Source organism: Fusobacterium sp., from assembly GCF_029258315.1.
Classification (GTDB): Bacteria; Fusobacteriota; Fusobacteriia; order Fusobacteriales; family Fusobacteriaceae; genus Fusobacterium_B.
Genome location: NZ_JARHZE010000113.1, coordinates 1 through 2948, shown reverse-complemented (window position 1 = coordinate 2948; position 2948 = coordinate 1). Strand labels below are relative to the sequence as shown.

Genomic DNA, 2948 nt, shown 5'->3' with positions numbered 1-2948 from the left:
TAAAAATGAGGACAGATAAGATTTTAGGAATCCGAACCTAAGTTCAAAAATGAGGATAGTAAATTTAGAAACCCTAACTTTTTAAAAGTGGGATAAAAGAAAGTCTTTTTATAGACTTTTTTTTATTATATATTAAAAAATATAGATTTTAATATTTAAAAAAGTAAATAAAATTAAAATAAATAATAAAAATAGTATAAATTTTAGTATAATATTTGATATAGAAATTATTTACTATTAAATAAGAAAATAATTTTAAATTTAATAGAAAAAGGGGGGGAGATTAAAATAAAAGAGATTAGTATGAAAATCTTAGATAATGATAAGGTATGGGATTTTGTAAGAAATAATGAAAATCCTTTGATGATAAGTGGGCATATTGGGACACATATAGATATATACAATAAAAGTGATATACCTCAAGAATATATTGAAAGACGGGGAATAGTTATAGATTGTAGAGAGTATAATCATGATCAAGAGATAGGTATAGAAGTAATAAAAAATCTTAAGATAGAGAAAGGCGACTTTGTTATATTTTTTACTGATATTCAAAAGTTATCTAAGTATGGTGATGAAATTTATATTAAGGAACATCATCAATTAACTTGGGAGCTAATAGAAAAGTTACTGGAGTTACAAGTTAGCTTTATAGGAATTGATTGTGCTGGAATAAGAAGAGGAAAAGAGCATATAAAAGCAGATAAAAAATGTGAAGAAAGAAAAAGTTTTGTAATAGAGAACTTAGATTCTAATTCTTTAAAAGATCTTAATCAGGTTGTAAGTACTTTTATTGTATGGCATAGAACACCACTTTTAACAGGGTTACCAGTAAGAATTTTTATAAAATAAAAGTTGATACAAAAAATTTATTAAAAATAGTAGAAAAGATAAGATTAATTTTATTAAAAAGACTGATTTTAAAACCAATTTTTTTATTTTTGTCATAATAAAAGTTAGATAAAAAATTTAAACTGTTATCGAAATAAAAATAGAGTAGATAGCAGTTTTTTTATTTAAAAATTATCATTATTAAAAGAAAAAATTAAAATAAAGTATGAGGGTTGATAATTTTATGTTTATGTAGTAGAATTATACTACTTAAGATAAAATGTTTTAGAAAAAGGGGGGATTTATATGACAGTTATGGGTTTAAATGAAAATGAAAAAGTTGAGTTAGAAGTATCTGGGGATTATTGGCAAAAAGTCGTATTATTTGTAGAACAGCAAAAAAGTGGAAAATTTTTATTTACTAATGAAAGAATACTTTTTTATTGGGGAAAACCTGAAAAAGTAACTCCTTTAATTTCAATACCTTATTCAGACATTGGAAAAGTTGAAAAGGTCAGCGTAGGTCCTGCTTTTATAAAATTTATACCAACAGGAATTAATATAACTACAAGAAATGGAGTTGTCTATAAGTTGTCTGTTTTAAAAAGAGATAAATATATAGATTTTATTAATGAAAAATTAAAATAGTTTCTTAGAGGTTGTGGGGAAGATTTTTCCCCACGAAATAACTTCTGTAAATAAAACGAAATAGGACTATAAAAGAATATGGGTATTGACAATTAAAAGAAAATATACTATAATCTTATAAAAGTTATAGGAACTCGAACCTAATAAAAATCTGAGGTAGTCAAGCAGTTAGGAACCTCAAACCTAAATTCAAAAATCTGAGGTAGTCAAGCAGTTAGGAACCCCAAACCTAAATTCAAAAATCTGGGGTAGTCAAGCAGTTAGGAACCTCAAACCTAAAAAAAATCGAGATAAAAGCCTTGAAAAAGGCTTTTTTTATTTGAAAGTTGTGGGGAAGATTTTTCCCCATAAATTAACTTTAGTAAATAAAATGAAATAGAATTATAAAAAAATATGAGCGTTGACAATTAAAAAAAAATAGTGTATACTGTTATTAGTAAAATAAAAACTAGGAATCCGAACCTAGACTCAAAAATCAGGATAGATAAGATTTTAGGAATCCGAACCTAAGTTCAAAAATCAGGATAGATAAGATTTTAGGAATCCGAACCTAAGTTCAAAAATCAGGATAGTAAATTTAGAAACCCTAACTTTTTAAAAGTGGGATAAAAGAAAGTCTTTTTATAGACTTTTTTTTATTTTGTTTGAAAGTTGTGGGGAAGATTTTTCCCCATAAATTAACTCTATTAAATAAAAGTGATTAGAATAAAAAAATAAAAGGTAAAAATATAGATTATCCATATTCTTACCTTTTTTTATTATAATTTATAACAATCTATATAAGCGAATCCTAAAAAATAAGTAGCTTCATTCATAAAAGTTCCTTTAAAAGTATAACTTTATGTACACCGTACATAAAGTTATACATCATTATTTTTTATAATTTATAACATTTTACATAAGCAAAATCGTAGAAAGGGCTTACATCATTAGTAAAACTTAATATATATTCATTTCTTTTTTCTACTATTTTAAAACTTAAAATCATACTTCCATAATCTTGATAAAGTTCTTTTAATGAATTATAGTGTTTTCTCTCTCCTCTAACTTGAATATCAGCTTCAACACCTCTTAATTTATCAAAATTTAAATAATAAGTATTCTTTTCTTTATCATAATCAAACTCAATATCTTTAAAAGTTATAACTCCAGATTGAACTATATCTTTATAAATCTTTTTTTCAAGGGATAAAACTAAATTTTTTCCTATTAAATCAACTTTCACAATAGCATTATCACTTTTATATGTTCCTATAACATCATTTGGTAAAGATTTTCCCCCACAACCAACCAAAGCAAATAATAAAGTAAAAAGCAAAAATAATTTTTTTAACATAAAATCACTCCTTTACAAATTCATTTTTTTATAATATTTTTTAGATACTTTAAATTGTGCTTCTCGCCATTCATTTAATTGTTTAGAAGCTTCTTCATTTGTTTGTGCTTTTTCTTCTAAATCTAGCAATATA

Annotated in this window: 3 protein-coding genes; 2 read left to right on the top strand and 1 reads right to left on the bottom strand. The window is 24.4% G+C overall.

Translation table 11 applies throughout. The features are described from left to right. Positions 1–303 precede the first annotated feature (303 nt). The gene (locus Q1J48_RS07710; protein ID WP_300362441.1) at positions 304–852 is read left to right on the top strand and encodes a cyclase family protein; all 549 of its coding nucleotides are present in this window, start codon (positions 304–306) and stop codon (positions 850–852) included. A 285-nt stretch (positions 853–1137) separates the two neighbouring features. Further along, on the top strand, positions 1138–1479 hold the full coding sequence (locus Q1J48_RS07705; RefSeq protein ID WP_300345236.1) for a PH domain-containing protein: 342 nt from the start codon (positions 1138–1140) through the stop codon (positions 1477–1479). Between the two features lie 877 nt (positions 1480–2356). Here Q1J48_RS07705 and Q1J48_RS07700 read toward each other — a convergent pair. Further along, complete coding sequence (locus tag Q1J48_RS07700; protein ID WP_300362438.1) at positions 2357–2815, bottom strand: hypothetical protein; 459 nt, start codon at positions 2813–2815, stop codon at positions 2357–2359. Positions 2816–2948: the final 133 nt, after the last annotated feature.

What these genes read in the sequence shown, in the direction of transcription:
- Q1J48_RS07705 (WP_300345236.1), top strand. Translation starts at nt 1,138, where the DNA reads ATGACAGTTATGGGTTTAAATGAAAATGAAAAAGTTGAGTTAGAAGTA.
- Q1J48_RS07710 (WP_300362441.1), top strand. Translation starts at nt 304, where the DNA reads ATGAAAATCTTAGATAATGATAAGGTATGGGATTTTGTAAGAAATAAT.
- Q1J48_RS07700 (WP_300362438.1), bottom strand. Translation starts at nt 2,815, where the DNA reads ATGTTAAAAAAATTATTTTTGCTTTTTACTTTATTATTTGCTTTGGTT.